This window comes from Pseudoalteromonas sp. G4, assembly GCF_028875915.1.
Classification (GTDB): Bacteria; Pseudomonadota; Gammaproteobacteria; order Enterobacterales; family Alteromonadaceae; genus Pseudoalteromonas.
The window spans coordinates 1-26,364 of the sequence record NZ_JAPEHW010000045.1 but is presented as its reverse complement, the minus strand read 5'-3'; the positions used below and the strand labels follow the sequence as shown (position 1 = coordinate 26,364).

The following is a 26,364-nucleotide window of genomic DNA, read 5'->3' as shown; positions in this document are numbered from 1 at the left end:
TAAAAAGGGGCAAGTGCCCCTTTTTTATTTGGAAAATGGTATGACTAAATTTTACAGTAAAACATTCAATGAATTGACCACACTTGAGTTATACACGTTATTAAAGCTAAGAGTGGATGTATTTGTGGTCGAGCAGGACTGCCCATATGAGGAACTTGATGGCTTAGACATGCACGATGAAACACGTCATATTTTAGGCTATGACAATAATGAGTTAGTGGCTTATGCACGTTGCTTAGCGCCTAAGACAAGTTATCAAAACAGTGCTGCTATTGGTCGTGTATTAGTTAAGCAATCTCATCGCGGAAAAGGTTTAGCACAAGCCGTTGTATCACTCGCGAAAGATATTTGTGCCAGTCACTTTTCAGGGGTTGGTATTGAAATTTCAGCGCAATGTTATTTAGTGGATTTTTATTTAGCGCAAGGCTTTAAGGTAGAAGGTGAGCAGTACCTTGAAGATGGCATACCGCATATTCACATGATTACTAATTAGTTGTATCGAAGAGACAAAAAGCCGATGATATGCATCGGCTTTTTAAATATGATTATGTAAGCGAGTGAATAAATACAGCCGCAATAGCAAGTGGGCATACAAATTTCGTATACCAAGGCCAGATTTTCCAAAATAGTGTTGATTCGACTTGCTCGTTGCCATGTTTAATTTCTTCAATTAGCGAATTACGCTGCCAAATCCAACCTGCAAAAACACAGCAAAGCATTGCAATAATTGGCTGACCATATTCAGTTGCCAGTGTAGCTACAAAATCAAGCATGGTGTTTATGTTAAAAATAATCACAAAGCTAATAGCTAGAATGCCAATGCCAGTCCAGGTTGTTGCTGTTTTACGCTCAATATTGTGGCATTCAACTAAGTACGAAACAGGGCCTTCTAGCATAGAAATTGACGAAGTAAGCGCGGCAATCGACATTAAAATAAAGAAAGCTAAGCTGACAAATACACCAAGCTGACCCATTGAATCAAATAGGCTAGGTAATACTTGGAATACGAGTGTTGGACCTGCCAATAAACTGCCATCTTCCGCGAAAATTTGTACCCCTTGCTCTAATGCAACATACATTGCAGGAATAACTAAAAGGCCCGCTAAAAAGGCAATTGAGACATCAATAAAGGTTACTTGTGCGCCTATCGTTACCATATTTTCCTTTTTAGAAATATATGAGCCGTAAATCACCATTACACTCGTACCAAGTGACAATGAGAAGAATGCTTGGCCTAACGCGCTTATTAATAAATCGGGATCAAGTACACGTGATATATCAGGGTTAAGATATGCTTCTAAGCCTTTTTCAGCACCATCAAGGGTGAGTACATAGATGATAAGTAACACAAGTAGTGCAATCATCGCTGGCATTAAACGCTTTGACCACTTTTCAATGCCATCTTCAACACCGTTGCGGATAATAATTACGGTTAAAAACATAAACACGGCACAGAAGAAAATATTGCGTGCCACACTATCGCTTACTGCCCACTTCGCAACGCTAGTAGCACCAATGATAGATGCACCTGATTGAACAGCGTAAGAGGTCATCCAGCCTGCTAAAATGCCATAGAAACTTAAAATTAATGCCGCGCAAACAATACCGCCAAAACCTACAATAAACGCAAAGCGTTTTTGTAATTGGCTACGTGAGATTTTTTCTAATGAAGTAACAGCGTTTGCTTGACCATAACGACCAATTAAAATTTCTGCCATAAAAGCAGGGTAGGCTAAACAAAACGCTAAAATTAAATAGACTAAAACAAATGCAGCACCGCCATTTGTTGCTGTTTGTGTCGGGAATCCCCAAATGTTGCCAAGACCAACAGCACTACCGGCTGCAGCCATAATAAAACCTAGTCGAGAGGTAAACTCTCCACGTGAAGCACCCATATATTTTTCTCGTTATTAATTTGCCGCCCAATCTACTGTAAATTGAAATAAATTAATAGAGTGAGTTTGCTTGATTTAGATCAATTGATTTAAAAAATTGTAAACACAGAGTTAGCATTTTAAATCAGTTACAAAGCAGTAAGCTCTTCGATTGTTATGAAAACACTTACCAAGTGCCTGTTTTATTCTTCAAATGACAACGATGGGGTAGGCGTAAAGTAAACTTTGCACCACCAAGTTCTTTCGAACGAGCGACTTTAATATCACCAAAATGCCATGCAATTACTTTCGCGACGATAGCAAGCCCAAGGCCATAGTTTTTGGCGGCGCGATTTCGATGGTTCTCTTGTTGAAAAAATGGCTTCAAAACATTATCGAGGTTGGCATCATCAATACCTGGACCATCATCTTCAATTTCGATAAAAGTATCTGCATGGGTTTGTGTTGTGCTGATAATAATCTTCGTTTTTGCAAAATCGGTTGCATTAATTAATAAGTTAACGATTGCACGCGCAAGCCAATGGGGGTCAACGTAAAGCGCTTGGTTTTCCGTTTTTATTTCTAACTCAACACCTTGCGAATTGAGCTTATGCTCCACTTGGTAAAAGCAGTTTTCGAATAGCTCTGAACTTGAAATAGAGGTTGGCGATATTTGATAAGACTTTTGCTCAAGGGTGGCATATTCTAAATAACTATTTAGCATGCATTCCATTTGATCTAAATCGCTTTCCATTCGTGCTAAATAATGTTTAAGTTTGCTCGGATCTTGGCTATCAATGGCAGCATCTAAGCCAAAGCGCAAACAGGCAAGAGGCGTGCGAATATCGTGCGACATGCTTGACGCTAACAATTGATTTTCTTCAATTAATTGCTGAATTTGGTCGGCCATTCGGTTATAGCTGGTTTCTAGCTCGCGTATATAACTGAGGCCTGTTAAATTAATTCTGGCGTCCAAATTACCATTGGCAAATTGCGCGGTTGCCTTGTTCAATAAACTCAGCCTTTTAGTCAGAGGCGCTAGCCACCACCACATAAAAATACAAATGCCGAGGTAAAAACCGACAGTTAAGAATAAATCGGTGCGGTTTGTTGGCATCGGAGGCTTTTCAACGCGCAGTTGAATGTGGTGATCAGCTAATGCTTCACTGGTTTGAATTAAATAAAAGCCTAACTCATCTTCTAATGTTATGCCGCCAGGGATAAGCAGCTGTGAGTGAAGCTCAATAGGTAAGGCCAGTTCGGCGTTATTGTGATAACTTAAACTAAACTGACTTGCCGCTGCAAAGTGTGTTAACCAAGCTTGATGTTCACTAGCCGGATGTTGGCTTATTTCTGACACAACCCCTGCGAGAATCTGCTTTTCAACTTTAAAGTTATCTTGATTACTCGTTGGTGCACTCAAAGAATCTATCAGCCAGCCAAGGATAAAGGATGAAATTAACGCACCTGTGATCAGGCTGATATACAGTTTTTTCATTATTTACCAAGCTTGGCTGACAAATAAGTAGCCTTTGCCCCAGATTGTTTTAATCTTGCTTGGACTTTGTGGGTCATCACCAATTTTTTTACGAAGCGCAGAAATAAGCACATCGACACTGCGGTCTAAGCCATCGTATTCACGGCCTTTTGTTGCCAAAAACACGCTGTCTCGGTCGAGAATTTGATCGGCATTTGATGCTAAGAAATACAATAATGAATACTCAGCATTGGAAAGCGCGAGCTTTTGCTTATCCATAAATACATCGCGTGAAAGCGTGTCAATTTGCAAGCTGCCAATGTTTATTTCATCACTACTGCTATCGCTTGAGCCTTGTTTTTCTCGAAGTACTGCATTGATTCGAGCAAGCAATACGCGCGGGCGCACAGGTTTAATAACGTAATCGCTCGCGCCTACTTCAAGGCCGAGGACTTCATCAATTTCGTCGCCTTTGGCAGTCATCATAATGATTGGCTGGTGATAAAAAACACGCAAGTCACGACAGACGCTCATGCCATCTTTGCCAGGGAGCATTAAATCAAGCAAAACTAAATCGGGGTTATGCTTTTTAACCGCTTGAACCGCCTCATCACCACGTTGGCACAAAGCGACATCAAATCCTTGTTCAACAAGATATTCGCTTACCCATTGAGCAAGTGACGTGTCGTCTTCAACTAATAGTATCTTTTTTGCAATATCCATTAAAACAGTCTCCATCGACGTTTTTTGCGTTTATTGGTGTATACCCAATTTACTTTCATTTCTACTTGTTTACTTACTTGGCCTGAACCAATTTCAACCAGCTCATAGAGTTTGGCTTCGGGCGAATTAAATTCACTGTCTAGTTCACCAAACGTACTATTGTACCAACAGCGAATTAATTTCTGGTCGCTGACTGTGCGGATACAATAATCACCACGAACAGGCGCATGCCACTGAAACTTTAACTTGGTATAACAGTGTTTACCTTGTCTAAGCGCAACACATTTTTCTGGAAAAATGGCGAGTTCGGGATCAGTAAAGGGGTTATTTACCGGTAATTCAGTACTAGCAAAACTCACGTTAGCGAAAGCGAACAGTGCAGCAAGTTTGAGCTTTATTAGAGTAAACTTAAGGTTAAAATACATAGCGAATGCCAACCTTAGCTCTGTGTACTAAACTGCTGCTAATAAGCGGGCTGTTGCTGATTTCTTTAGAATACCAAGAGGATAACCAGCCGCCTAAAAATACCCAGTTCTCGTTAATTGGGTATTCTGCGTGAAATTCAAACGTCACACTGTAGGCAACACTTGGGTCGTAAATAGGACGAGCATTTTCAATCACTTCACTGGCATCGACACCAAAGTAGTAACCAGTGAATTCTGATGAGTAGATATTAAGACCAGAGCCAACTCTAAACTCCCAATTACGGTAATCTTGAATGGTACTTATAAAGCCACTTGCCCATAGACTTTTATGTGCACCTGAAATGTCTTGCAGTAATTCAAAAGAGACTTGATGGGTTTTTTCTTTACGGGTTAAACGAAGCCCTGCGTTAAAATCGTCTTCACGATCTTTAATGCCACGCAACTCGTAAACCAAATCTTCATCATAAAAGGTGCCTGTTTCATCAAAGCCTTCGTGCGCATTAATTGCAAATAAATCTAAACTCCAGTCATACTTATCAACCAAGTTATAACCTATAGTTAAACCACCTGAAAGTTGAGAATTATCTACATCAAAATAAAACTTATCATAATTAATAGCGACATTAATATTGAGTTCGATGCCATCTTGGTAATCAATACCTTGAAGGTAGTTTTTATCGACATAGTACCCAGCACCAAAACTCCAATCCCAAGTAAAGCCGTCGCTTGCCTCAAGTGTATTGTCGGCATAAAGACGATTACTTGCAATGCTTGGCGCTGAAGCGAGTAAACAGATAAAAAATAATGTCGTTGTAAGTTTATTCATTTTTAAATTATTGTTGTTTTAATAGATGCTGTTGTGCTGATTACTAAAATACGCATTATATGTATAAATGTGTAGTTCACCTGTAAAAAAATGTAGTGTTTAAGTTGTGATTAAAAATAAATTAACAATTCCCCCTGCATCATTGCTTGATGCTTGTTAAACTATGTGCGTAATTATTCCGAGAATAGCGATATATATGCGGTTTTTGTTTTTCTCATTTTTAGTGAGTTTTAATTTTTTTGTTTCTGCCGATAGTCTTGATAATGCAGGACAGAATGTTGAGTTTGATCGTTTTGTTCAAAGCTATAAGAAATCCATGGTGGCTAAGCTGAGAAAAAAAGGCATCCCAGGTGCCGCACTTTCTGTTGTTAAAGTAGATGGCGGCGAGTTTGCTTATGGCTATGGTAAAACAAAGCGTGTTGGTGGTAATCCTGTCGACAGTAATACACGCTTTCGTTTGGCGTCTGTTTCAAAAACATTTGCAGGTTCGTTGGCGGCAAAGCTTGCAAACGAGGGTCATTTAAAGCTTGATGATACAGTGACTAAATACTTGCCTGATTTTCATTTCCATAGTCGCGATAAAAAACTGCGTGTATCACATTTACTGAGTCATAGTAGTGGTCTTGTGCCTAATGCCTACGATAATTTAATCGAATCACGTATGCCGTATGACAAAATTAAAGTAAAACTGGCAGAAGTGGAACCGATTTGTTCACCAGGCAGGTGTTATGGCTATCAAAATGTCATGTTTAGTTTAATAGGGGATGTGATTGAGCAATCTACCCATATGGATTACGACACTTGGGTGAATGAATTTTTGTTTAAGCCACTAAATATGAAAAATGCCAGCTTAGGTTTTAATGAAATGACCAAAGATGATAACTACGCTCATCCTCATGTGAGAGCTAGAAAGCGCTGGTACACTACAAAATTAAAACCTAATTATTATAAAGTTGCGCCAGCTGCCGGTGTTAATGCGAGTGCCAGTGATATGGTGCAATGGTTAAAAGCACAGTTAGGTAAATACCCAAGTGTATTACCAAAAGAGTCTTTAGCACTGCAAACAACCCCTCAAATAAATACCAAGAAAGAGCTAAAACGCAGGGTTTGGCGTTCAAAAGTAAAAAAAGCGCAATATGGCTTAGGTTGGCGGATTTATGACTACAGAGGTGAGACCATTTATTATCACAGTGGTTGGGTGCAAGGTTATCGCGCAGATCTGTTAGTGATCCCCAGGCTAGAATTGGGTTTTAGCTTGATGATTAATGCAGAAGCGGGCATTTTAAATGAATTAACCACCGATTTTCTCGATATGACATTAAAGCAATACAATAAAAAACGCGCTTAAAGCGCGTTTTTTATTGGGTTAATATTCGTTTTGAATTAACCTTTTGGTAATTGGATCTTTTTATCTTCGCTTTGTTTATAAAGCACAATGATGTGGCCAATTGTTTGTAACTTGATTGCACCAGTTTCGCGAACAATAGCTTCAAAAATAAGCGCTTTAGTTTCACGATCACTTGTTGGAACTTTCACCTTAATTAATTCGTGAATTTCAAGTGCGTTTTCAATTTCGAGAAGTACACCCTCAGTTAAGCCATTTGCACCTAATAAAACAACAGGGTTTAACGCGTGTGCTTCGCCTTTTAAAAACTGCTTTTGTTTGTTTGATAACTTCATATTTAGTAAATTTCGCAGAAATAATCTTGAATTAAGGGTATTCTACCGCCATATAAACAATAATACTAATTCTAGAGTAGAATTTAATGTCTAATAAAAAGCATTCGGCTAGTTCAAAACGCTGGTTAAAAGAGCATTTTGATGATGTATATGCCAATGAAGCCCGTAAACTCGGGTATCGCTCGCGCGCTTACTTTAAAATAGAAGAGCTCGACAAAAAAGATAAATTAATTCGCCCAGGCTTAACTGTGGTGGATTTAGGTGCTGCTCCTGGTGGTTGGTCGCAATATGCAGCTGACAAAGTAGGCGATAAGGGCACTGTAATATCTTGTGACATTTTACCTATGGATCCTCTGCCTGGCGTAGAATTCTTACAAGGCGACTTTCGTGAAGAAGCTGTATTGGATGCGCTGTTAACACGAATTGATGGCAAAAACGTTGATTTAGTAATGTCAGATATGGCACCTAATATGAGCGGAAATAACGTGACAGATCAAGCCGGTAGCATGTATTTAGTGGAACTTGCATTTGATATGTGTCACCAAGTGCTTAAACAAAACGGTAATTTTGCTGTTAAAGTTTTCCAAGGAGAAGGATTTGATCAATTTGTAAAAGATTTACGTAATAGTTTTAAAACTGTAAAGATTCGTAAACCAGACTCTTCTCGGGCACGTTCTCGCGAGGTTTATATAGTAGCGACAGGTTACAAACTGTAGTACAGTATTTAAAGTAAAAGATTTTTTCATTGTTAGATAAGACAAGAGGTTAATGCCTTGAGTGATATGGCTAAAAATTTAATTCTCTGGTTGGTTATCGCCGTTGTACTGATGTCGGTATTCCAGAGTTTCAATCCGGGCGAAGGTTCTAATCGCCAACTCGCATATTCGCAGTTTGTTAAAGAAGCTCGTTCTGAACAAATACGTGAAGCGAAATTCGATCGCGTAGCAGGCATTGTGTACGGTACAAAATTAAATGGTGAGCAGTTCAAAACTGTGATCCCAATGCACGACCAGTACATTGTTGATGAACTTATTAAGAGTGGTGCAATCGTTGAGGGTGTTGAGCCTGAAGAGCAATCACTTCTTGCGACCATTTTTATTTCATGGTTCCCGATGTTACTGCTTATTGGTGTTTGGATCTTCTTTATGCGCCAAATGCAAGGTGGTGGCGGTAAAGGCGCTATGTCATTTGGCAAGAGCAAAGCACGCTTAATGAGCGAAGACCAAGTTAAAACAACATTTGCTGATGTAGCTGGTTGTGATGAAGCAAAAGAAGACGTTACCGAGTTAGTAGACTTCTTACGTGACCCATCAAAGTTCCAAAAATTGGGCGGTAGCATTCCTAAAGGCGTACTGATGGTAGGTCCTCCAGGTACTGGTAAAACGCTACTTGCTAAAGCGGTTGCTGGTGAAGCAAAAGTACCATTCTTTACTATTTCAGGTTCTGACTTCGTTGAAATGTTTGTTGGTGTTGGTGCTTCACGTGTACGTGATATGTTTGAGCAAGCTAAGAAAGCTGCACCTTGTATCATCTTTATCGATGAAATTGATGCGGTAGGTCGCCAACGTGGTGCAGGTCTTGGTGGCGGTCATGATGAGCGTGAGCAAACACTAAACCAAATGCTTGTTGAAATGGATGGCTTTGAAGGCAATGAAGGTATTATTGTAATTGCTGCGACAAACCGTCCAGATGTACTAGACCCTGCGTTACTTCGTCCTGGTCGTTTTGACCGTCAAGTTGTTGTTGGTCTACCTGATATTCGTGGTCGTGAACAAATTCTTAAAGTACATATGCGCAAAGTACCTCTGGCAGATAATGTTGAGCCAGCGTTAATTGCTCGTGGTACACCAGGTTTCTCGGGTGCAGATCTTGCAAACCTAGTAAATGAAGCTGCTCTTTTTGCTGCACGTGGTAACAAGCGTGTTGTCAGTATGGCTGAATTCGATGCAGCTAAAGACAAAATCATGATGGGTGCAGAGCGCAAGTCAATGGTAATGAGCGAGCAAGAAAAAGAAATGACGGCTTACCACGAAGCTGGTCATGCGATTGTTGGACGTTTAGTGCCAGAGCATGATCCGGTTTATAAGGTATCAATCATTCCTCGTGGTCGCGCGCTTGGTGTAACTATGTATCTTCCTGAGCAAGACCGCGTAAGTCATTCTAAGCAACACTTAGAGTCAATGATTTCGAGTCTTTACGGTGGCCGAATTGCTGAAGAACTAATCTATGGTGCAGATAAAGTCACCACAGGTGCGAGCAACGATATTGAACGTGCGACTGATATTGCACACAAAATGGTTACACAATGGGGTTTAAGTGAAAAACTTGGTCCGCTTCTGTATTCAGAAGATCAAGGTGAAGTTTTCATGGGTCGTAGTCAAACACAGAATAAGAGCATGTCTGGTGAAACAGCTAAGCTTATTGATGCAGAAGTACGTGACTTCTCAGATCGCAACTACAAGCGTGCTGAAGATATTCTAAAAGAAAATATGGATATTCTTCATGCAATGAAAGATGCGCTAATGAAGTATGAAACTATTGATGCAGCTCAAATTGATGACTTAATGGCTCGTCGTGAGGTGCGTCCACCGCGCGATGCACATGATCGTAAAGATAACGATAAGCCAAGTGCAGGTGCAACAGCTGATGATGTATCTCAAGCAGAAAAACAGGTTGAAACAGAAAAAAAGCCTGAAAATAAACTTGATGATACCGACCAACCATCGGTAAACTAACAACCCTAAAAACCCCGAGCTACTCGGGGTTTTTTTAAATCTACATTCCTATGTCTACAATCAATTTACCAAACGGCAAGGTATTAGACCTAAGCCAAACCCATATCATGGGCATATTGAATCTTACTCCAGACTCTTTTTCTGATGGCGGCAGTTATCAACAATCCGACAGCGCTGTCATTTCTGCTCTAGCGATGCTTGAAAATGGCGCAACTATCATTGATATAGGTGGCGAATCAACCCGTCCAGGTGCCCCAGATGTTGTCCTAGAAGAAGAGCTCTCACGTGTTATACCTGTGATTAAAGCAATTCGAGAAAAATCAGATTGCATTATTTCTATCGATACCAGTAAAGCAGAAGTGATGCGCCAAGCCGTGTATGCGGGGGCTGATATCATTAATGATGTGCGCGCATTACAAGAACCTAATGCGTTAGCAACAGCATCTGAGCTGGGTGTGCCAGTGTGCTTAATGCATATGCAAGGGCAACCGCGTACCATGCAATCAAATCCTCATTATGATGATGTGATAAATGATATTAAACGGTTCTTTGTGGAGCGAATTGCTGAGTGTGAGAAAGCTGGAATAACGCGCGATAAGATTATTCTCGACCCAGGCTTTGGTTTTGGCAAAACACTTGCGCATAACTACCAAATTTTAAAATACATAGACGAGTTTAAAATAATGGGATGTGAAGTCCTTGCAGGGTTATCACGCAAGTCGATGATTGGAAATTTATTAGGACGTGATGTAGAACAGCGTTTAGCTGGCTCAGTTGCGGGAGCACTTATTGCCGCGCAAAAGGGCGCTAAGATTATTCGTGTACATGATGTTACAGAAACTGCCGATGCACTTAATGTATGGCAAGCCTGTGAACAAGGAGTTATAAATGAGCAATAGAAAATATTTTGGCACTGATGGTGTCCGTGGTGAGGTAGGGCAGTTCCCAATCACACCTGAATTTGCATTAAAGCTTGGCTGGGCGGCAGGTAAAGTGCTGTCTAAAGCTGGCACTAAAAAAGTCATCATAGGTAAAGATACCCGTATCTCGGGTTACCTATTAGAAACCTCACTTGAAGCAGGTTTAGTCGCAGCAGGCATAGATGTAATCTTGCTTGGTCCAATGCCAACACCGGCGATTGCGTATTTAACACAAACATTCCGTGGTGAAGCGGGCATTGTGATCAGTGCGTCGCACAACCCTTATCAAGATAATGGTATTAAATTTTTCTCATCACAAGGCACTAAGCTAGATGATGCATTGGAGCTTGAAATTGAAGCCATGATGGATGAAGACATGACGTGTGTTTCTTCTGAGTCATTGGGTAAAGCAAAGCGCCTTGATACGGCTGCAGGGCGGTATATCGAATACTGTAAAAGCCAGTTCCCAAGTGCCTTATCGCTTGAAGGTTTACGTATTGTGGTTGATTGTGCCAATGGTGCAACATATCACATAGCGCCAGACGTTATGCGCGAGCTTGGTGCTGAAGTGATTAAAGTAGCGTGTGAACCAAATGGTTTAAACATTAACGCAAAATGTGGTGCAACGTATGTTGATACCATGGTGCAAAAAGTACTTGAAGTAAAAGCCGATGTAGGTATTGCCTACGATGGTGATGGTGACCGCGTGATGATGGTTGACCATAAAGGCCGAGTATTTGATGGTGATGATATTGTTTACATTATTGCCAAGTACGCATTTGAAAAAGGCGAATTGGGCGGTGGTGTTGTGGGTACAGTAATGTCAAATATGGGTCTTGAAAATGCGCTTAAGTCACTTGGTGTTGACTTTGAACGCTCCAAAGTGGGTGATCGTTACGTTTTAGAATTATTAAAACAAAAAGGTTGGAAAATTGGCGGCGAGAGCTCAGGCCATATTCTTAATTTAGATCGTATTTCAACGGGTGATGGCATTATTTCAAGCTTACAAGTGCTCGCGGCCATGGTTGAAACCAATCAAACCCTTGAAGATCTAGGTCAAGGATTTACAAAATACCCGATGAACATGATTAATGTGCGCTATGCAAAGGGCACTGACCCACTTGCAAGTGATGATGTTAAAGCGGCGATTGCTGAAGTGGAACAACAGCTTGGTGAAAAAGGCCGTGTACTTATTCGTAAATCAGGTACTGAGCCTGTGATCCGCGTTATGGTTGAAGCTGAAAAAGAAAAGCAAGTCTTCGATTTTTCAAAGAAAATTGCTGATGTTGTTGAATCTATAAGCAAACAACTCGAAAACGCACAATAACCCCTTGTAACTTTTAGCGAGTCAGGATAACATCCTGCTCGCTTTCTAAATTGGAGTAAGCAATGGCATTACGCAAACCTATGGTTGCTGGCAACTGGAAAATGAATGGCTCACTTGAGCTGGTATCTGAACTTGCTGCCGTAATCACAAAAATTGATACCTCAGACGTTGATATTTTAGTTTTCCCGCCATTCCCTTTAATTAAATCTGCTTTAGATGCAGGTTTGAAAGCAGGCGCTCAAACTGTCTCAGAAAATAATGCCGGTGCATTTACTGGTGAAGTTGACGCCCAATTGATTCACGCTCTAGGCGCAAGTTATACCTTAGTAGGTCATTCAGAACGACGTGCTATTTACGGTGAAAGCAATGAAACAGTTGCTGCAAAATTTGCAAAAGCGCAAGAAAACAACTTAACACCAATTCTATGTGTTGGTGAAAGCGAACAAGAACGTGAACAAGAATTAACCGAACAGGTCGTTTGGCAGCAAATTGATGCGATTATTAGCAAATTAGGTGTAGATGCACTTGCTAATAGTGTGATAGCATACGAGCCCGTTTGGGCAATAGGCACTGGTAAAACTGCATCGCCTGAACAAGCACAAGCTGTGCACAAATTTATCCGTAGCAAGCTGGCTGAACTTAACAGCGAGTTAGCTGCAAAAATACAACTGCTTTACGGCGGTAGTGTTAACGAGAATAATAGCGAACAATTATTTGCGCAACCTGATATTGATGGTGGTCTAATAGGCGGAGCAAGCCTTAAAGCTGATAGCTTTGCAACCATCTGTAATAGCGCAAAAGGAAATGGCTAACAATGTACGAAATTTTATTAGTAGTTTATCTTATCGTAGCACTTGCTTTAATTGGATTTGTTTTAATCCAGCAAGGTAAAGGTGCTGATATGGGTTCATCATTTGGTGCTGGTGCATCTGCAACCGTTTTCGGTTCAAGCGGTGCTGGTAACTTTATGACTAAAACAACCACAATCTTAGCAACCGTATTTTTTGTATTAAGCATTGTGCTAGGTAACCTAACAGCAGGTCAGATTAAAAAGACTGACGAATGGTCAGATTTATCATCAGACGCACCTGCTGCAACAACAGTGGTTGCTGAACCAAAAGATAAAGACGTTCCTGCTTCTCAAGATAAAAGCAACGACGTTCCAAACTAATAAATAACATCTTTGCGGATGTGCTGGAATTGGTAGACAGGCAGCGTTGAGGTCGCTGTGTGAGCAATCACGTGAGGGTTCAAGTCCCTCCATCCGCACCATGATTCAAAACCCAAGCAAATGCTTGGGTTTTTTATTACTACTTCAAATTTTACTCAGTTTTTCCAATCTTAAATGATAAGCTTTTTAGTTCTCTAACGTAGTTTGATTGGTATCATTTTGTCAGAATTAAAAGAAACATGTGGTAGAACGATTGATTTGATAAAACAGCAAATCATTTTTAATGGTGAAGTAATCCAAGTACGACCAAAAACCTTTCAATTACTGCTTCAGTTTATTAAAAATCCACAACAACTCATCACTAAAAAAATACTACTTGAAACTGTTTGGGATGATGTGGAAGTGTCAGAGCAAGTACTTTTTCAAACGATCAGAGAGTTACGGGGCTTGTTTGAAGGAGTTGATGTTATTAATACTCAACCAAGAAAGGGTTATATTTGGACGGCTCCAGTAATTACACATACAACTACTAAAAATAAATACTCAACATTAAAAACTAAGGTTAGTCATCTAATGTTAGTAGTTGTAATAAGCTTTGCTGCAATTATTCTTCTATATTCAACTTTTAAAGCAGAGAGTGAAACGCTTAATGGCTCACTCGTCATTTTACCTGTTAAATCTGAAATGAATGACAATATTCATAACTGGGTTTACCTTGGTGCAATGGAGCGCTTGATATCACACTTTTCTTCTGATGAGAGTTTTGCTGTGTTATCACCTGAAGATGTTTTACAGATTATGAAAGAGGCTAATGTACGTAAAAGCTACACGCAAAAAGAACTATTAAAAATCTTTAATGTTTCGGGAGCCAATTTAGTTGTGGAGTCTACTCTCTCTGGGTTTATGAACGATTACCAATTGAAATATAATTTGTATTTTAGAGAGGGAGTAAATAGAGGAATTGTATTTGACAGTTCTGTTAATGGTGTAATTGAAAAACTAGCATCAATAGTAGCGTCAAAAACAGGTAATTCGATTGAGCAAATTAATGAGCATTATCACTTTGATTTCAGTAATGAGTTGCTGTTAAAAGCAATTGAAAAAAAAGAGCACTATGAGTACAAAGCATCTAATGATCTTTTAGCTGCACTCCTTATTGAAGATAACGAAAATATTGTAGCACACCGCACTATGGCCGCTAATTTTATTGCTTTAAGAATGCTTGATGATGCAGAAAACTCTTTGAATCAAGCCCATCAGCTAGCAATACAATTAAAAACAAGTGAGCTGCCTGTTATTTATTATAATCGTGCTGTAATTGATTACCTCAGAAACGATTTAGTAAAAGCACTAGAAAAACTCTCGTTAACAGAAGAAAGCGCTAAAAAACATAACGATTGGCTTTATCAAGCATATTCGAATGAATTGAAAGGCAAAATTTTGTTAAATACTGGCGAACTAAAATTGGCCAAAGCAAGTTTTGTACAAGCAATGGAACAGTATGCAGTGATCCAATGCCCAGTTGGCACAAGCTTAGTTTTAATGAATTTAAGCTACGTAACGAAACTTATTGGTGATGACCTGTTAGCATCTGATTATTTACAACAAGCGAACAAAATTATTGACCAAAGAGAGCTTACTTTCCTCACTGATGAGCTCGCTAGATTTAAAAATAAAATTCTTTAAAATCAATGTTTTTAGAAGGTTTTAGAATATTTTAGTTGTGTCAGCCATGATTCTCTATGAGATTGCATTATCTTCAATGACATAGAGTGAAGTAAAAATGAAATTTAGAATATTCGACAATAATAATCGCAGTTTAAATAAGCGTCAGCATGAAAATATATCTCTATCCTTATTTATCATTTCTGTTTTTTTTAGTGGCACTTTAATAGCAAGTGATTGTAAAGAGATTGCAAATATAACTGCTAAAAAATTACAAGATAATTATGTAATAGAAGATGTGGCAACGAAGTTAGTGGTGCTGTTGCATTCAAATTCATTTCTTACAAACTGTAGCCAGCAAAATTCTGAAGATAAAATTGCTGAGTTTATAACGTTAGAATTAAATAAAATAGCGAAAGATAAGCATCTTTCGCTAACGTATGATCCGCAATGGGTGAAGGAGCTAAGAATATATCGCGCATCCGATCAATCTAAAGCTTTTGCTGATAGTCGCGTTATGGAGTTGCCAAGAGATAATTACGGCTTTAAGAAAATTGAAATGCTTGAGGGTAATATTGGCTATCTTGATATCAGAGCATTTGCTGATAGTTATCTAGGTGGGGAAACACTTGAAAGTGCGATGAGGTTTTTACAGTATTCAGATGGGATAATTATCGATTTAAGAAATAACTTTGGTGGTAGTCCATTTATGGTAACGACTTTGGCCAGTTATTTTTTTGATTTAGATACGGTTCATTTATCCTCATTTGAAAGTCGTGAAGGAGGTGAATTAGCAGTAACACAAGAGTGGAGCTCACCTTATGTGCCTGGTCCACGCTTCAAAGACACGCCGCTTTATATTCTCACCAGTAAAAACTCAGCGTCGGCTGCAGAAGCTTTCAGCTATATAATGAAAAACTTAAACAGAGCAATTTTGGTTGGTGAAGTAACAGCAGGTTCTGCCCATGGCCGAAGAGCCGAGATTATCGATGACAATTACATACTGACTCTGCCTACATCGAGGCCGGTAGACCCAAGAACACATGATAATTGGGAAAATAAAGGGGTAACACCACATATAGCGACAACCAGTGATAATGCATTTGATCTAGCTTATGCGGACATATTAAAAACACTTATCCAGAAACCAACTCATAATGTGTCTTTACATCAGTGGGTTTATCCATTGATAAAAGCTAGGAGCAGTTCATATAAGCCTAATCAGGAAGATATTAGCAAGCTAGTTGGGAGCTATGGTAAGCGCAAAATTTACCAAGAGAAGGGTAAATTAATCTATCAATACCTTGAAGAGCCAGGCTTTGAAGTTGAATTATTGGATAAAGAAACGATTGTCTTCAAAGCATTTAATGAATCGAGATTACAAGTTGTGTATAAAAATGATAGAGTAACAGCGATTAAGATGCTTTCTTTTGGTGAAAAGGCGAGGGAATTTCAAAAGACAATGTAACAATGAAAAATGCCAGTCAGGTGTTAATTGACTGGCATTAACCGAATTCGGTGGCTTTTTATTGATTGTTATAGTGTTAGCTAGTCGTTATTACTTGGCTTGCCACACCGGCAATTTGCGGTTGTACATCTAAGCCATAACCAAAGAAAGTCGCAGCAATTAGCACTACAGAAGCAGCAATCATGAGCTTCACTAATAGCGGCAAACAGAACTTAAACCACTGGCCGTATGGCACACCCGCCATACCTATGATACCCATTAATACGGCATTGGTTGGGATAATCATATTTGAGAAACCATCACCAAATTGGTATGCAAGTACCGCTACTTGACGCGGTACACCCACTAAATCACCAAGAGGCGCCATTAATGGCATTGTCACATATGCTTGACCTGAGCCTGATGGAATAAAGGTATTTAGTAGAGTTTGTATAACCAACATGCCAACAGCTGAGATTTCTGCACTGACATAAGAAAGCGGTAAACTCATACCATATACTAGGCTGTGAAGAATTTTACCGTCATCAAGAATAAGTGCGATACCACGCGCAACACCGATTAAAATTGCTGTGGTAACCAAATCAGATGTGCCTTCAATAAACTTGTTTGCAGCAGTATTAGCATCAAGTTTACCAAGCACCGTAATAACCAATCCCCAAGCAACGAATAGGCCACCAAGTTCATATAAATACCAACCCTTAGTTGCGATGCCCCATACAGCAATAACTAAGGTTGCAATAAAGCTTAATAGCACCATTTGGTGGCGACGGTTTAATTGAGGGTAGCTGTGTTGCTCTTTACCTTCTAATGGGCAAGGAATACCTGCCATTAACGAGCGAGACGGATCAGCTTGTACTTGCTTGGTGTAAGACCACACGTGATGAAAACCAATTAATACAAAAGGTACAAATATAGCTAAACGTAACCATAGGCCAGAATAAACAGGCACTTCGGCAATTTGTTGAGCAATTAATACAGTAAACGGGTTAAATGCAGAAACACCATAACCGATACCATATCCGGCAACAATCATACCAACAGCTGTCATGGCGTCTAGGCGCATAGCTTTACAAAGCGCAACTAAAATCAGTACAAAAGGAATATATTCGCCTGCTGTACCAATTGCACTTGAAGCAAGGGCAAAACAAAACACCACTGCAAAAATGAGTTTTTGTGGCTTATCGCCATGTTTTTCTAATAAACGGCCGATTAACGCATCTACTGTGCCTGTAGCACGTGCTATTGCAAGCACACCACCAACAATTAAAACAAAAAAGATAACGTCTTGTGCAGCGGCAAATGCGCGGGGAATAGCAGTAAGAAAGTCCCAAGGGGTAAGGTAATTGCTTTCTGAGGCAACTTGATAGGTGCCAGGTACAACGGCTTGGCGGCCATTTGCTGTTTCTACAGTGTCAAAAAATCCTTGGGGTACAATCCAAGTAGCAAGGTAAGCGACAAACATCATCGCTAATAGCAATACCAGCGTATGAGGTACTTTCAATGTCTTAGGCATAAATAAGTCCAGTTGTGGGAAAGGGCAATATTCTATGCGCAAATGAAGAGCTTAAAAAGGGTGAAATGTAAACAAATTAGAATGATGTGATAATAAAAGCACCTTGCAGGTGCTTTTACATTTATGGTTCGCGTTAGTGAGCTTCGTATGGTAGTGGATCATTTGCTTTATTAAGCTCAAACGCTTCTAAGCGCTCTTGGCATGCCCCGCATTTTCCACAGGCTTTTTCTCGGCCGTTATAGCAGGTCCAAGTTTTGCTGTAGTCTAAACCCATGCTGAGGCCATCGGTTAAGATTTCAATTTTTGTATTATTTAAATATGGGCTAACAATTTCTACTTCTTCGTAGTTAGCGATGCGACAGACATCATCCATTTTCTTAACAAATTCAGGGCGGCAGTCCGGGTATATTGCGTGATCGCCAGAATGCGCACCATAAAACACTTTATTTGCCTTAAGTGATACTGCATAACCCACAGCAAGTGATAATAAAATCATATTGCGGTTTGGAACAACCGTTGATTTCATGCTTTCTTCTTCGTAATGACCTTCTGGTACATCAATATCATCGGTCAATGATGAGCCACCAATTAATTGGTTGATTGCGGAGATATCAACAACTTTATGAGATACACCTAGTTCAGCACATACGTCCGCTGCAACTTTTAACTCTTTAACATGACGCTGGCCGTAATCAAACGAAAGTGCATATACTTCATAACCTTGGCGAATGGCTTTATTTAAAACGGTATACGAATCCATTCCACCTGAGTAAATTACAACAACTTTTTGCGACATATTTCTCTCACTTTAGCTATAATAGCGGTTTTTGCGGGCGCGATAGTCTACACCTTCGCGACCTTGAAGACAAATCTAGCAGTAATTTGAGGCGTACGTTGTACAAAATTAACGAAGTATTCGAAACCATTCAAGGTGAGGCAAGCTTTACAGGCTGTCCATCTATTTTTATTCGCTTACAGGGTTGTCCTGTGGGATGTGCATGGTGTGATACCAAGCAAACTTGGCACACGGACGATACTTATTTAGTTGATCTTGCTGAAACAGTGGAGAAGAAAGCAGACTCAGATTATTTTGCTAACTGTGACGCTGAGCAAATCCTTGCACTTATTGTTGATAAACAATATCAAGCAAAACATATTGTGATCACCGGCGGTGAGCCATGTATGTATGACTTAAACCCGCTTTGTAATTTACTTCACGAAAACGGATTTACCACGCAAATTGAAACCAGTGGCACATTTGAAATTCTAGCACCTACAGAAACATGGGTTACTGTATCACCAAAAATTAATATGCGTGGTGGTTTTGCGGTATTAAAAAGCGCTATTCATCGCGCTAATGAAATTAAGCATCCCGTTGCGATGATGCGCCATGTTGAAGAATTAGAAGAATTGTTTGAAGCAGCGGGCCATACACCTGCACTAGTTTACCTGCAACCAATCAGCCAAAAAGCCAAAGCCACTCGTTTAGCAATTGAAGTATGTAAGGCAAAGAACTGGCGTTTGTCAGTACAAGTACATAAGTACATTGGCATTGCTTAACTTTTTTAGTTAGCTTTGTGAAATAAAAAAGGCGCTTTTAAGCGCCTTTTTTATATTTTAAATCGGAACTAACCCGTTTTTACATCAACTTTCAGTTTAAGTCTTTGTCCTGGTTGGATGTACTGGTTTTTAGCAATGCCATTCCATTTCATTATGTCCGATACTGATACTTTGTATTGGCCAGCAATACGCGCAAGTGAATCACCTTTTCGCACTTTATAAGTAATTGTGCGCTCAGTTACATTACCCGCGATGGTCGAACTTGTAGGTTGAAACACAGTTAATTTTTGGCCAAGGCTTAAAGTTGCATTTTTACTAAGCTTATTCCATTTCATTAAGTCTTTGGTTGATACTTTATATTTGCGCCCAATCTTCCACAGGCTATCCCCACTAACCACTGTGTGGGTTGTCTTGCGATTTGCTTTGTTGTTAGCTGCAATACGCATTGGACTGCTTAACAAGTTATTGTCTATTTGACCATTACTCAGTGGAACAAATAGTTGTTGGCCAACGCGAATAGTGTTGTTGCTCAACTTGTTTAACGTTTTGATGCTAGTAGTGCTGGTATCAAACTGTTTGGCAATTTTTGATAGGCTATCACCGGATTTGACGGTGTATTGCTGCCAACGAATGCGATCTTTGGCATCCATTTTGGCAAGCTTCGCTTTAAAAGCATAGGCTTTATCAACAGGCACTAATAATTTATGTGGCCCCGTTGGGTCAGTAGCCCAACGATTAAACGCAGGGTTTAACTTATACATTTCAGTCATTGGAATGTCGGCCATTTCAGCTGCTTTTGCTAAGTCAATCTGCCCGCCTGTATTGACTAGCTCAACAGCCGGTTTGTTGGCGATTTTATTCCAAGTAATTTTGAACTCTTCAGAGCGAGCGAGTAAGTCTGAAAGAGCTAACAGTTTTGGCACGTATTGCGTGGTTTCTCGCGGTAAATCAAGCGACCAGAAATCTGTTGGCAATTGCTTTTTACGGTTTTTCTTAATCGCACGAAGTACCCGTCCTTCACCTGAATTATATGCTGCGATAGCATTTAACCAATCGCTGTCTAACGTTTTGTGCAGGTAAGTTAAATATTCAAGCGCAGCGCGAGTTGATTCGGTGATGTCACGGCGACCGTCATACCACCAGTTTTGCTTTAAACCAAAACGCTCACCGGTTGCTGGCATAAATTGCCAAATGCCTGATGCGCTGCGATGCGAATACCCAAATGGGTCAAAAGCACTTTCAACGATAGGTAATAGGGCAATTTCAATAGGAATTTGACGCTTTTCAACTTCCTCAACGATATAGTAAAGGTAAGGTTCGCCGCGTTTGGCAATACGATCAATATACTTTTGGTGCTTCGCGTAATAATTGCGCTCGGCTACAACCGCACGATTTTGTGGAACAGGAATAGAAAGTTGGTAGCGAATTCGCTCCCACACATCATCAAATTCAGGGATTTGTTCAATGACTTCTTGCTCTTCTTCAGCAAGTGCGAGTACGGTTAATGCATCATATACATCTTGAGAGCTTGCAACTTTGTAGTTTGGCTCTACTGTATTTTCTGATTGAGATTGATTTGTCGTTTGACAACCCACAAGCCACACACTGGCGCTTAGGGCAATTAATTGCTTATAAGTCATTAATACAAATTACCGAGTTAAAACGGAACGCAGAATAATACCGATCTTGGCTAAAAATTGCCAATTTCATTTATTTTTATCATTAATTAATAAATAGATTTAATAATTATCTTTAAGTTCCCTTAATGCCGCAAAAATACTCACGTCATCGGTATTGTTTATTGTTGTTTTTGTCATAATGCTTTTTTTTACGTCATCAATGTGTGAGCGCAAAAACGGGTTTATTGCTTTTTGTTTTGCAATTGTTGTGGGTAATGAAATCTTGTTATGTTTGGACAGTTCATCACGATAACTAACTAAATCTTGGTTGTTTGGTTCGATAAAAACAGCAAAGTCTAAGTTGGCACGTGTATATTCATGGGTGCAATGTACCTTTGTTGCATTCGGTAGCGCTTTGATGCGCAAAAGCGATGTCAGCATTTGCGCAGGGGTTCCTTCAAATAAACGACCGCAACCACCATTAAATAGAGTGTCGCCACAAAATAGCATTTCTTCATTGTAATAAGCGATATGGTCAAGTGTATGACCTGGCACCGTCATAATATTTAATGAGATGCCTAACTGATCTAAGGTTATAACTTGTTTATCTTCCAGTTTATGGGTTATGCCTTTAAACGGACTGTTGTTTGGTCCATAAACCGTCAGCTTAGGAAACTGGGCTACTAGTTGCTCAACGCCATTGGTATGATCCCAATGATGGTGTGTAATTAGAATACCTTGTAGGCATAATTGGTGCTGTTGGCAATATGTCAAAACAGGTGCAGCATCACCAGGGTCAACCACGTAAACATTCTTGTTATTTATTAAGGCCCAAATATAGTTGTCATTAAATGCGGGAATGGGAATTACTTGTACCATGTTAATGTGCTCTGTTATGTTTACTATGTGTAATGTATTTCATTATAACGAGGCAAATACTTGAAACCAGCGCTAAGTTTACAAAACCCAATTCAGCCACATTCATGGTATGACTTTCCCCATGGTGAATATTTGAAAGAAGAAATTGAGCAAATCTTTACACCGTGGCTTAATCGTATTTTTGGCTACCACTTATTAAAAATTGGCGAACTTAGCGCAGAGCTTGATACCTCTGCTTGTGTTATCAAACACCAAGTTAATGTCGCAAATTCGAGTAAAGCGGGTGTAAGAGCGCATATCGACGAACTGCCTTTTTCAGAGCAGACCGTTGATGGTTGTATTTTAAGTCATGGTCTTGAGTATGTGACTGACCCACATCATTGTCTTCGTGAAGTACACCGAGTGCTTATGCCGGGTGGTTATTTAGTTTTAAGTGGTTTTAATCCGCTGAGCTTTTGCGGCCTTGCCAGGATATTACCTTTTGCCAAACAAAAACTGCCGTGGAGTGGGCGCTTTTTTACACCTGCACGGGTAAAGGATTGGCTGCATTTATTAGGGTTTGAAGTGGTGTTTGAAGAGCGAGCGATTTACTCGTCGCTTGCTCGTGGTAAACGACTATCTCGTTTTGCTGCGTGGCAATCTTTTTGTCAGCATTACTTAAAACCAATAGGTAGTGTGTATGTGATAGTAGCAAGAAAACGTGTTGCCCCCTTAACGCCAATCAAACCAAAATGGCATGCAAGACCACAGTTTAACCCTGCAGTAAGGGGCGTAGGGCTAAGAAGCACCCCGAGAAGTGCTTCTTATGGTTCAAAACGAGAATCTAAATAAAACTAAGTGGGATCTTTAAATAACGTGTGCCATTGGCTTCGGCGTCAGGGAAATGCCCTGCATTGATATTTACTTGAATAGAAGGATGAATTAATTTTGGTACAGCCAGCCCTGCATCACGTGATTCTCTTGTTTTAACATAATCGTGTTGGCTTACACCATTTTTCAAATGCACATTATATTGTTTTTGTGCTTCTACACTTGTAACCACACTTACTTCACGACCGTTCGGTTGGTAGTCGTGACACATATATAAATGTGTGTCGTTGCCAAGTTCAAAAATACGTTGAATAGAATGATATAACTGACTTGCGTCACCACCTGGGAAGTCGCAGCGGGCAGTGCCGCTATCAGGCATAAATAAGGTGTCACCAACAAATGCATTGCGGTCCACAATATAGGTGACGCTATCTGGTGTATGCCCCGGTGTAAACATCACTGTTACCGCTTCTTCACCTAGGTAAAATACTTCACCATCTTCAAATAAGTGACAAAATTGGCTGCCGTCGGTTGGCGTAGTGAGGTTAAATACTTCAGTAAAGTGCTGTTGTACTTGCGTGATGTACTTTCCTGTTGCGACTTTGGCACCCAGTTTTTGTTTTAAATATTGTGCCGCTGAAAGATGATCGGCATGGGCGTGGGTTTCTAATATCCAATCGACATCGAGATGGTGACTATCAATATAGTGAATAAGTGAGTCGGCAAATTGATAACCGATATCACCAGAAGACAAGTCGAAATCAAGCGCAGCATCGATAACCATGGCTTTTAAGCTGCGATTATCGAATACCACATAACTGATAGTTGACGATTGTTTGTGAAAGAAGCTTTCAATGGTTACGTTCATACGTGTGCAAACTTGATATATCAAATATGACATAAGATATATCATAGAGTAATAAAGAGGTCTAGCTTTGCGCTTCGAATCCGCTATCTTCTAGCAAGTGACTACTTTCTGCTGCTTCTCTTGCTAAATCATCCACGCGTTCGTTTTCTGCATGTCCGGCATGACCTTTAACCCAACGCCATTCGACCTGGTGTTTTGCATTGGCAACATCGAGGCGTTGCCACAAATCTTTATTTTTTACATCTTGCTTGCTAGCCGTTTTCCAACCACGTTTTTTCCAATTAGCGAGCCACGACTCAATACCTTGTTTTACATATTGGCTATCGGTAGTAAGGATCACTTGGCAAGGCTCTTTTAAAGACTCTAAGCCAATAATTGCGGCAAGCAGTTCCATTCGGTTATTGGTGGTGAGTTTATACCCTTGGCTGAGTTCTTTTTCATGACCTTTATAACGAAGTAAAGTGCCATAACCGCCAGGACCTGGGTTACCAAGACACGAACCATCGGTAAAAATCTCTACGTTTTTTTGCACAGTTTGCCTTTAATTTATGTAGAATGAAGTTATTAACATAACAAAATTTATGATTTGACGATATGGCTCACAGGCAAATAGTACTGGATACTGAAACAACAGGTATCGATCCTAAACAAGGGCACCGCATTATTGAAATCGGTTGTGTTGAATTAGTGAACCGCCGACTAACCGGTAATAACTTTCACGTGTATATCGATCCTGAACGCGATATTGAAGATGAGGCAATTTTTGTTCACGGTATTACCTCTGACTTTCTTGCAGGTAAGCCTAAATTCCGTGATGTTGCAGCAGAGTTTTTAGAATACATTAAAGGTGCTGAACTCGTTATCCATAACGCAGCGTTCGACGTTGGCTTTATGGATCATGAATTTGCTTTATTAAGACAAAGTTACCCGAAAACCCATGATGTTTGCCAAGTGCTCGATACACTTGCAATGGCGCGTGATTTACATCCTGGGCAAAAGAATAACCTCGATGCGCTTTGTCGTCGCTATGATATTGATAACTCCAAACGAACATTACACGGCGCTTTACTCGATTCCGAGATCTTAGCTGATGTCTACTTAGGCATGACAGGTGGCCAAGTAAGTTTAAATTTGGCTAATCAAGAAGGGCAAAGTGGCGATAATACTAAAGGTATTCGCAGGCTTTCACCGGATAGGCCTCGACTAAATGTGGTATTTGCCGATAACGAAGAACAAGCGGCGCATATTGAACGCTTGAATTTAGTTAATGAAAAGGGCGGCCACTGCCTTTGGCTCACTGAGGAAGCATAATGAAAAAATGGTTGTTAGGGTGTTTTAGTTTATTTTTGATATCGCATTGTTTTGCTAACCAGACAGAATTAGAGGTTATTCAACGAAACAGCAATCAAAATGAACTTAAAATTTTCGACAACCGTTTTCGAATCGATTATCAAGTTGATGAAATAACGTTACTCTTTTTTCGTGAAAAAGGCACTCCTGCAGTAATTCTTGTGCGGCCAGATGGCAGTAAAATTTATGCCACTGAATCTCTTCGCGATACCAGTATTGAATGGTTTGATGATGAAACCTACGATATTGTCAAAATGAAAAACCCAATGCCAGGACCCTGGCAAGCCATTGGCAAAATTCTGCCTGAAAGCAAATTAATGATTTTAAGTGACATTGAATTGCATGTTGATGCGCTACCACCACTATTGTTTAAAGGCGAAACGATTAAAGTTACAGGCCGATTAACTAACGGCGGCAAGCCAATAGAAGAGGGGTTGTTTCGCGATTTAGTAACGCTAAATGTGGATTTTGTAAGTACCAATAATAAAGAGTACTTTAACTTTGGCGCAAAGCCTGTCCCCATTGCTGAATTAATGGATGATGGCAAAGGCTATGACGAAAGACCCGGTGATGGCGTATTTACTGGTGAGTTTGAACTTAACTTTGCCTCAGGTGAGTGGCAACCGGAATATGAAGTTCGCACACCAATTTTAAGACGTAGCTTAGTTAAAGACCCAATCATAGTAGAACAATCTCCTATTAGCTTTGAATTTACGAAAGCTTCGGAAGGGGAAGAGCACCATAACTTAGCAATTAATGTTAATACAGAAAAAGTGAAGGCTGACTCGCTTATTTACCAAGGCACGATTTTTTACCCAAATGGTGAAACGCAGGTATTTAATTTAGAAGCACAAGACAAAGCGGTGCGAGAATTAAAACTCGTTAATTATGACTGGGGTGTTTATGAAGTCGAACTTACCTTGTTTGGTAGCAATATAAATGGACGCGAATTTGTCGCTAAAGTTGATAAGCAAGAATTTGAAATAGACAAACCAATTGAGAAAGTGCCGGAGCAAGATAAACCAATTGTACCGGAAATGAACCTTGAGCCTGAGTTACCGCCTGAACCTGAGTTAGATGTTGAACAAATTATTCTTTGGGCTGTGGTAGGTAATGTACTAATTATGCTCATTGGCTTTATTGTTATCCGGGTCTTTATTCAGAAAAAACCGTTATTAGGTGGTTTGATGAGTAAATTGAAGAAAAACAAAAAAGGCCAAGAAGAACAAAAAGTAGCGGGTTCTGAGCAGAAATCAGACAGTTCAGATGAAATTTTGAACCTTTCGCTGCCAGATGAGTAAAAAAGCGAGAAAAAAGCAAAAAAACTATTGACTCTTAAAGGGGTGATTCGTATTATTCACGCCGCTGTCAAGGAGCACTGAGAGTCAAGTCAGAAGTGAGTCCTAGCAGGTTTGAAATGATGCGGAGTGGTAGTTCAGTTGGTTAGAATACCGGCCTGTCACGCCGGGGGTCG

At 40.0% G+C, this 26,364-nt stretch carries 26 protein-coding genes and 1 tRNA gene; 15 read left to right on the top strand and 12 right to left on the bottom strand.

Annotation, left to right across the window (positions count from 1 at the left end; translation table 11 throughout):
• The first annotated feature begins 40 nt into the window (after window positions 1–40).
• Entirely contained in the window at window positions 41–493 is a 453-nt protein-coding gene (locus tag ON073_RS13320) for a GNAT family N-acetyltransferase (RefSeq protein ID WP_274762372.1), read from the top strand.
• Window positions 494–545: 52 nt separating this feature from the next.
• On the opposite strand, the gene ON073_RS13315 is transcribed toward ON073_RS13320, so the two are convergent.
• From ON073_RS13315 to ON073_RS13295, 5 genes are all read right to left on the bottom strand, one after another.
• The gene (locus ON073_RS13315; RefSeq protein ID WP_274762371.1) at window positions 546–1,895 is read right to left on the bottom strand and encodes a sodium-dependent transporter; all 1,350 of its coding nucleotides are present in this window, start codon (window positions 1,893–1,895) and stop codon (window positions 546–548) included.
• 166 nt (window positions 1,896–2,061) lie between these two features.
• The gene (locus ON073_RS13310) at window positions 2,062–3,372 is read right to left on the bottom strand and encodes an ATP-binding protein (protein ID WP_274762370.1); all 1,311 of its coding nucleotides are present in this window, start codon (window positions 3,370–3,372) and stop codon (window positions 2,062–2,064) included.
• Window positions 3,373–3,375: 3 nt separating this feature from the next.
• Window positions 3,376–4,074, bottom strand: coding sequence for a response regulator (locus ON073_RS13305; RefSeq protein WP_274762369.1), 699 nt, complete (start codon window positions 4,072–4,074; stop codon window positions 3,376–3,378).
• Window positions 4,074–4,499 carry a DUF3019 domain-containing protein gene (locus ON073_RS13300; protein WP_274762368.1) on the bottom strand — a complete coding sequence of 142 codons (426 nt, stop codon included), beginning with the start codon at window positions 4,497–4,499 and terminating at the stop codon, window positions 4,074–4,076. Before ON073_RS13300 ends, ON073_RS13305 begins: the two co-directional genes overlap by 1 nt.
• Window positions 4,489–5,325 (bottom strand): MipA/OmpV family protein, encoded by an 837-nt coding sequence (locus tag ON073_RS13295; RefSeq protein WP_274762367.1) that lies wholly within the window; start codon window positions 5,323–5,325, stop codon window positions 4,489–4,491. The genes ON073_RS13300 and ON073_RS13295 overlap by 11 nt, the downstream gene beginning before the upstream one ends.
• Window positions 5,326–5,521: 196 nt before the next feature.
• Between ON073_RS13295 and ON073_RS13290 the strand changes: the two genes are divergently transcribed.
• Window positions 5,522–6,673 (top strand): serine hydrolase domain-containing protein, encoded by a 1,152-nt coding sequence (locus ON073_RS13290; RefSeq protein WP_274762366.1) that lies wholly within the window; start codon window positions 5,522–5,524, stop codon window positions 6,671–6,673.
• Between the two features lie 35 nt (window positions 6,674–6,708).
• Here ON073_RS13290 and yhbY read toward each other — a convergent pair whose 3' ends face one another.
• The gene (yhbY, locus tag ON073_RS13285) at window positions 6,709–7,005 is read right to left on the bottom strand and encodes a ribosome assembly RNA-binding protein YhbY (RefSeq protein ID WP_038640790.1); all 297 of its coding nucleotides are present in this window, start codon (window positions 7,003–7,005) and stop codon (window positions 6,709–6,711) included.
• An 86-nt stretch (window positions 7,006–7,091) separates the two neighbouring features.
• Between yhbY and rlmE the strand changes: the two genes are divergently transcribed.
• The 9 genes from rlmE to ON073_RS13240 all read left to right on the top strand — a co-directional run bounded on the left by rlmE (window position 7,092) and on the right by ON073_RS13240 (window position 16,291).
• Complete coding sequence (rlmE, locus tag ON073_RS13280) at window positions 7,092–7,721, top strand: 23S rRNA (uridine(2552)-2'-O)-methyltransferase RlmE (RefSeq protein ID WP_274762365.1); 630 nt, start codon at window positions 7,092–7,094, stop codon at window positions 7,719–7,721.
• A 66-nt stretch (window positions 7,722–7,787) separates the two neighbouring features.
• Window positions 7,788–9,740 (top strand): ATP-dependent zinc metalloprotease FtsH, encoded by a 1,953-nt coding sequence (gene ftsH / locus ON073_RS13275; protein ID WP_274762364.1) that lies wholly within the window; start codon window positions 7,788–7,790, stop codon window positions 9,738–9,740.
• Window positions 9,741–9,790: 50 nt separating this feature from the next.
• Complete coding sequence (folP, locus tag ON073_RS13270) at window positions 9,791–10,639, top strand: dihydropteroate synthase (RefSeq protein WP_274762363.1); 849 nt, start codon at window positions 9,791–9,793, stop codon at window positions 10,637–10,639.
• Entirely contained in the window at window positions 10,629–11,987 is a 1,359-nt protein-coding gene (gene glmM, locus ON073_RS13265; protein ID WP_274762362.1) for a phosphoglucosamine mutase, read from the top strand. The genes folP and glmM overlap by 11 nt, the downstream gene beginning before the upstream one ends.
• 62 nt (window positions 11,988–12,049) lie before the next feature.
• Window positions 12,050–12,799 (top strand): triose-phosphate isomerase, encoded by a 750-nt coding sequence (gene tpiA, locus ON073_RS13260; protein WP_274762361.1) that lies wholly within the window; start codon window positions 12,050–12,052, stop codon window positions 12,797–12,799.
• A gap of 2 nt (window positions 12,800–12,801) precedes the next feature.
• Window positions 12,802–13,158 (top strand): preprotein translocase subunit SecG, encoded by a 357-nt coding sequence (secG, locus tag ON073_RS13255; protein ID WP_274762360.1) that lies wholly within the window; start codon window positions 12,802–12,804, stop codon window positions 13,156–13,158.
• 14 nt (window positions 13,159–13,172) lie between these two features.
• Window positions 13,173–13,259, top strand: a tRNA-Leu gene (locus ON073_RS13250).
• 118 nt (window positions 13,260–13,377) lie between these two features.
• Window positions 13,378–14,844 carry a winged helix-turn-helix domain-containing protein gene (locus ON073_RS13245; RefSeq protein WP_274762359.1) on the top strand — a complete coding sequence of 489 codons (1,467 nt, stop codon included), beginning with the start codon at window positions 13,378–13,380 and terminating at the stop codon, window positions 14,842–14,844.
• 97 nt (window positions 14,845–14,941) lie between these two features.
• The gene (locus ON073_RS13240; protein WP_274762358.1) at window positions 14,942–16,291 is read left to right on the top strand and encodes a S41 family peptidase; all 1,350 of its coding nucleotides are present in this window, start codon (window positions 14,942–14,944) and stop codon (window positions 16,289–16,291) included.
• 76 nt (window positions 16,292–16,367) lie between these two features.
• On the opposite strand, the gene ON073_RS13235 is transcribed toward ON073_RS13240, so the two are convergent.
• Window positions 16,368–17,804 (bottom strand): YfcC family protein, encoded by a 1,437-nt coding sequence (locus ON073_RS13235; RefSeq protein ID WP_274762357.1) that lies wholly within the window; start codon window positions 17,802–17,804, stop codon window positions 16,368–16,370.
• A 133-nt stretch (window positions 17,805–17,937) separates the two neighbouring features.
• The gene (queC, locus tag ON073_RS13230) at window positions 17,938–18,600 is read right to left on the bottom strand and encodes a 7-cyano-7-deazaguanine synthase QueC (RefSeq protein WP_274762356.1); all 663 of its coding nucleotides are present in this window, start codon (window positions 18,598–18,600) and stop codon (window positions 17,938–17,940) included.
• Window positions 18,601–18,698: 98 nt separating this feature from the next.
• Between queC and queE the strand changes: the two genes are divergently transcribed.
• Window positions 18,699–19,364 (top strand): 7-carboxy-7-deazaguanine synthase QueE, encoded by a 666-nt coding sequence (gene queE, locus ON073_RS13225; protein ID WP_274762355.1) that lies wholly within the window; start codon window positions 18,699–18,701, stop codon window positions 19,362–19,364.
• Between the two features lie 68 nt (window positions 19,365–19,432).
• Here queE and ON073_RS13220 read toward each other — a convergent pair whose 3' ends face one another.
• Together ON073_RS13220 and gloB are read right to left on the bottom strand one after the other, a co-directional pair.
• The gene (locus ON073_RS13220) at window positions 19,433–21,004 is read right to left on the bottom strand and encodes a LysM peptidoglycan-binding domain-containing protein (protein ID WP_274762354.1); all 1,572 of its coding nucleotides are present in this window, start codon (window positions 21,002–21,004) and stop codon (window positions 19,433–19,435) included.
• Between the two features lie 99 nt (window positions 21,005–21,103).
• Entirely contained in the window at window positions 21,104–21,862 is a 759-nt protein-coding gene (gloB, locus tag ON073_RS13215; RefSeq protein WP_274762353.1) for a hydroxyacylglutathione hydrolase, read from the bottom strand.
• A gap of 60 nt (window positions 21,863–21,922) precedes the next feature.
• Between gloB and ON073_RS13210 the strand changes: the two genes are divergently transcribed.
• On the top strand, window positions 21,923–22,693 hold the full coding sequence (locus tag ON073_RS13210) for a class I SAM-dependent methyltransferase (protein WP_274762352.1): 771 nt from the start codon (window positions 21,923–21,925) through the stop codon (window positions 22,691–22,693).
• Here ON073_RS13210 and ON073_RS13205 read toward each other — a convergent pair.
• A complete protein-coding gene (locus ON073_RS13205) occupies window positions 22,686–23,573 on the bottom strand; it encodes an MBL fold metallo-hydrolase (protein ID WP_274762351.1) in 888 nt (295 codons plus the stop codon). The two genes, ON073_RS13210 and ON073_RS13205, sit on opposite strands and share 8 nt — an antisense overlap.
• 28 nt (window positions 23,574–23,601) lie before the next feature.
• Window positions 23,602–24,072: a ribonuclease HI gene (rnhA, locus tag ON073_RS13200; RefSeq protein WP_274762350.1), complete on the bottom strand. Its 471-nt coding sequence runs from the start codon at window positions 24,070–24,072 to the stop codon at window positions 23,602–23,604.
• A 62-nt stretch (window positions 24,073–24,134) separates the two neighbouring features.
• Between rnhA and dnaQ the strand changes: the two genes are divergently transcribed.
• Together dnaQ and ON073_RS13190 are read left to right on the top strand one after the other, a co-directional pair.
• The gene (gene dnaQ, locus ON073_RS13195) at window positions 24,135–24,851 is read left to right on the top strand and encodes a DNA polymerase III subunit epsilon (protein ID WP_274762349.1); all 717 of its coding nucleotides are present in this window, start codon (window positions 24,135–24,137) and stop codon (window positions 24,849–24,851) included.
• Window positions 24,851–26,191, top strand: coding sequence for a TIGR03503 family protein (locus tag ON073_RS13190; RefSeq protein ID WP_274762348.1), 1,341 nt, complete (start codon window positions 24,851–24,853; stop codon window positions 26,189–26,191). The genes dnaQ and ON073_RS13190 overlap by 1 nt, the downstream gene beginning before the upstream one ends.
• Window positions 26,192–26,364 lie beyond the last annotated feature (173 nt).